Annotated in this window: 7 protein-coding genes and 1 pseudogene; 1 reads left to right on the forward strand and 7 read right to left on the reverse strand. The window is 71.7% G+C overall.

Going from position 1 to position 3,793, the window contains the following annotated elements; all coding sequences use genetic code 11:
• The 6 genes from ACWEN3_RS43265 to ACWEN3_RS43290 all read right to left on the reverse strand — a co-directional run.
• Positions 1-654, reverse strand: a 654-nt coding sequence (locus ACWEN3_RS43265) for a trehalase-like domain-containing protein (protein ID WP_452983293.1), incomplete at its 3' end; no start/stop codon positions are given.
• A complete protein-coding gene (locus tag ACWEN3_RS43270; protein ID WP_452983276.1) occupies positions 537-1,178 on the reverse strand; it encodes an MFS transporter in 642 nt (213 codons plus the stop codon). The genes ACWEN3_RS43270 and ACWEN3_RS43265, both read right to left, overlap by 118 nt.
• On the reverse strand, positions 1,175-1,411 hold the full coding sequence (locus ACWEN3_RS43275) for an MFS transporter (RefSeq protein WP_452983279.1): 237 nt from the start codon (positions 1,409-1,411) through the stop codon (positions 1,175-1,177). The genes ACWEN3_RS43270 and ACWEN3_RS43275 overlap by 4 nt, the downstream gene beginning before the upstream one ends.
• A 52-nt stretch (positions 1,412-1,463) precedes the next feature.
• Positions 1,464-1,838 (reverse strand): sensory rhodopsin transducer, encoded by a 375-nt coding sequence (locus ACWEN3_RS43280; protein ID WP_452983282.1) that lies wholly within the window; start codon positions 1,836-1,838, stop codon positions 1,464-1,466.
• 89 nt (positions 1,839-1,927) lie between these two features.
• Positions 1,928-2,185: a DUF3040 domain-containing protein gene (locus ACWEN3_RS43285; RefSeq protein WP_452983285.1), complete on the reverse strand. Its 258-nt coding sequence runs from the start codon at positions 2,183-2,185 to the stop codon at positions 1,928-1,930.
• Positions 2,186-2,312: 127 nt separating this feature from the next.
• A complete protein-coding gene (locus tag ACWEN3_RS43290; protein WP_452983288.1) occupies positions 2,313-2,726 on the reverse strand; it encodes an SPW repeat protein in 414 nt (137 codons plus the stop codon).
• Between the two features lie 181 nt (positions 2,727-2,907).
• Between ACWEN3_RS43290 and ACWEN3_RS43295 the strand changes: the two genes are divergently transcribed.
• Complete coding sequence (locus ACWEN3_RS43295) at positions 2,908-3,441, forward strand: MarR family winged helix-turn-helix transcriptional regulator (protein WP_452983290.1); 534 nt, start codon at positions 2,908-2,910, stop codon at positions 3,439-3,441.
• A gap of 92 nt (positions 3,442-3,533) precedes the next feature.
• Here ACWEN3_RS43295 and ACWEN3_RS43300 read toward each other — a convergent pair.
• Positions 3,534-3,740, reverse strand: a pseudogene (locus ACWEN3_RS43300) (SpoIIE family protein phosphatase); the annotation flags it as partial.
• Positions 3,741-3,793 lie beyond the last annotated feature (53 nt).

The raw sequence follows: 3,793 nt of genomic DNA on the forward strand, positions 1-3,793 counted from the left end.
GGCGTGCCGGGCGTCGCGCGGCGCGGCGAGGCCCGAGCAGTCGGGCAGGGCCCGCCGCCACGCGTCCTCCGTCCCGGTCCACAGCCGCTCCGGATCCAGGCGTGCCGTGCTCTCCGCCTCCGACAACTCCAGCACGAGGTCATGGTGCTCGCCCTCGCGCAGCCGGAACTCACCGCTCAGGCCCGACTCGGGCTTCCACACCGCCTGGTTCGCCCCGAGCAGCCGCAGCCGGAGATCCCCGGCCTCCCCGGTCCACACCTCGCCCTCGAGACGCGGCTCGCGCATCCGGCCCGCGCCGAAGCCGGGCCGCGGGTCGAGGCCGAGCCTCAGGCGTGCCTCGCCCTTCTCGACGCGCATCCGGCGCAGCAGCACGAGACGGTCCACCGAGGCCGGCAGCGCCAGCGCGTCCCGGCACTCGATCACGGCGTCGGAGGTGACCCAGCGGCTGACCCGGATCAGCGTGCCGTCCTCGTAGTAGCCACCCCACACATGCCACCGGTCCTCCGGTTCGACGCCGAAGTACCCTCCGCCGCCGATCAGGGAGGAGAACACCGCGTCACTGTGCCAGCGGGGTGCGCACAGCCAGACGATCCGGCCCCTGGGGTCCACCAGGGCGCCGCGTTCGCCGTCGGCCAGGAGCGCGTAGTCCCGCAGCACCCACGGCGGGCAGACCTCGTTCCGTACGCCTTCCGGGTTGTCCGCTCTGTTGTCCATGGCACCCGGGTTCTCCCAGCCGTCCGTGAGGAAACACCGGGTACGCCGTCGGAGGGCCGAGGCCGCCTCCCGGAAGGCCCCGGGGCCGCTCTTCTCACCGGCTCGATCCGCCGGGCGGCGACACCCCGCGGGGGCTCGCACGGCAACTGCCCGCGCCCACCGCGCTCCGGTTCCGGCAGCCGGACCACCCGCCAGGCCGGCAGAAGCCCGGGAACGGCCAGCCAGCCGAAGGAAACCCGCCAGGACAGCAGCACCGCCAGGTTCGCGGACACCACATGGCCGGCGCCCGTCCCCAGCAGCTCACCGGCGAGGATGTACCCGTACAGCCGCGCGCGTTCCCGGGCCGGGAAGAAGTCGCCGACCAGGGACGCGACCGTCGGCCCCGCGGTCGCCGTGACCGCGCCGAGCGCCACGCGCGCCGCCAGTAGGGCCGGATAGGAGAGCGCCGGTGACGCGGCGATCATGGCGACCGACCCAGGACGATGCCGGCGGCCAGCAGCCGGGTGCGCGTGATCCGGTCCGTGAGAACGCCCGCCGGGAGCGTGGCCAGGGCGCACGCCAGGGAGGTCGCCGACACGAGCAGGCCGATCTCCGTGTGCCCGATGTGGAAGACCCGTTCGAGGCTGTCCGCGTTGACCGAGACCGTCGCCTTGTCCGCGCCGTCGAGGGCGATCACTACGGCGAGCAGGGTGATCACCCGGAGCCGGGCCCGGCCGCCGACCGAGCGGTCCGCCTCCGTGGCCGGGACGTCAGTCCCCGGCGTACGCGATGGTCGACAGCAGGGCGTTCGCCGCCTGCCGGCTGTCGAGGCGCGTGTGCTGCACGACGACGGGCACATCGCTGACGAGCACCGAGGCGTAGTCCGCGCCGACCGGCACCGAACCGTCGTCCGTGAGTTCGTTGAACCGCTGGTGCAGGGTACGACGGGCGGGCACGGTGACCTCGTAGGGACCGGCCGGTTCGCGGTCCGGGAAGAAGAGGCTGATCCGTACGTGCGCGTCCGCGTCACCCGTGTTGAGGATGCACGCCGTCTCGTGGCTGGTCATCATCGGCTCCGGACCGGTGCTCGACTCCGGGACGAACCCCTCGGGGATCGCCCACACACGGTGCCCGACGTGTTCCATGTTCCTGCCTCCTCAATGGACCTCTGCTTCATGTGCCGTGCACACCTATCACAGCGGGACCGGTGCCGCCGCCGGCTCGCGGCGGCGGATCAGCCAGTCCCGCCCGAATGCTGCTGTACGACCCTGCCGGCCGGTGACGCGGGAGCGTTGGCCGTGCCCACGGCAAGCGCGGACACGACCGCGAGCACCAGACAGACGAAGGTCCACAGCAGCGCGACCCGCCATGCCTTGCGAAGGCGGGGCGGGGAGACGGCGGACCTGTCGAAGGACTCGAGTTTCCGCGCCAGCGCCGGATCCTGGGACGCCAGCTCCTTTTCGAGAGCGGCGAGTTCGCGTTCGACGTCCATGACGGACTCCTTCGAGGTCCGACGGCACGGCGGACCGCTGCGCCGTGCCCCTCACCTCCCGGTCACTGAACGATGGGACCGGCCGGCCCGCGACACCGGACGCGCGCCGGTCGATCGACTGCCGGTGTCAGGTACGGCGGCGGGCGGCCATCGCCGTGGTGGCGCACCCCAGGATCACCGCCACGGCACCCGTCGCGGTGTTGCTGGCGATGGTTCCGGTCGTCGTCGTCGCGTGCTGGACGACCCAGGGACTGATGATCGTCCACGCGCCGATGCCGGCGGCACACCACCCCATGCCGAAGGTCCGCTCGTAGGCCGAGCCGAAGCCCAGCGCGAGGACGGCGAGGGCGATTCCGGTGACCAGGTTGCTGATCGCCAGGGGGTTGCCGCCGAAACCGATCACCCAGGGAGAGATCGCCATGTAGAGGCCCGTCAGCAGGGTCAGGCCCTCCACCGCTTGCAGCTGCGGCCGTGCGGACACCTCCGCGTAGTGTGCCCGCATGGCCATGAGATCGGGGTGTTCTTCGATACGAGAGTGCATGGCCACTGGGGCCACCTCCCTTCCTTCTTCCACCTTCGGGTGTTTTGCTCCCCTTTCGCGTATCCGTCTTGGCGCGTCCGATTCATTGGCACAGTGCAATTTTTTGAGTTTTTTCGCGCCGGCCCGGGATCGCCCGACTCGCTGTGGCCGGAGCGAGCGGCGGGCGCGGTAGAAAGGACGTATGGCGGAGATGGAGACCCCGGCGGGCGACCTGGACGACGTGGACGCGGTCACGCGAGCGGTGCTGACCGCTTCCCAGTTGCTGGTGGCCGTCTCCGTCCGCTCGCTCGCCGAGGTCGAGGAACGGGTCACCCTGCCCCAGTTCAGGATGCTGGTCGTGCTGTCCAGCCGAGGAGCCACCAAGCTGGTCGCGCTGGCCGACCTGTTGCAGGTCGCGCCGTCGACCGCCATGCGGATGGTGGACCGGCTGATCGCGGCCGGGCTCGCGGACCGGCAGCCCAATCCCGTCAATCGCCGCGAGACGTTGCTGCGGCTCACGGAGGAGGGGCGGCGCGCGGTCGAGACGGTGATGGCCAGGCGCCGGGCCGAGATCGCCGCCATCGTCCAGCGCCTGCGGCCGACCCAGCGACTGGCCCTCGTCGAGGCCCTCGACGCCTTCAGCGAGGCGGGCGGAGAGCCGTTCGCCTCAAGGGGGAGCGGTGAGCCGCATCCGATCGGCTGGGCCCTGGACGACACCACGGCGCACGACGACTGAAGCGGGCCGCGCCACCGTCCTCCTGAGCCGGCTCTCGCCGTCCCAAGGTTTTGCACTGTGCAAGAAAAATGGGGCCCCGGGCTGCCGGGCGCTCACGGGCGCGCCAGCGGTTCCGCGCGGGCGATGAGCAGGGCGACGTCGTCGTGGCCGGCCGGGCCCCGGAGCTGCCGCAGGAGCCGGTCGCAAATCTCCTCGGTGGAGCGGTACGGCTGGGACAGCAGCCGCAGCAGGGCTTCCAGACGCTCGTCGATGGGGTCGTTGCGGGTCTCGACCAGTCCGTCGGTGTAGAGCACCAGTTGGCAGACGCTCTACGCCGGCAACCGCGCCACCATCGGCGCCGATCCCGACCTGA

The sequence above is a fragment of the Streptomyces sp. NPDC004561 genome (assembly GCF_053602155.1).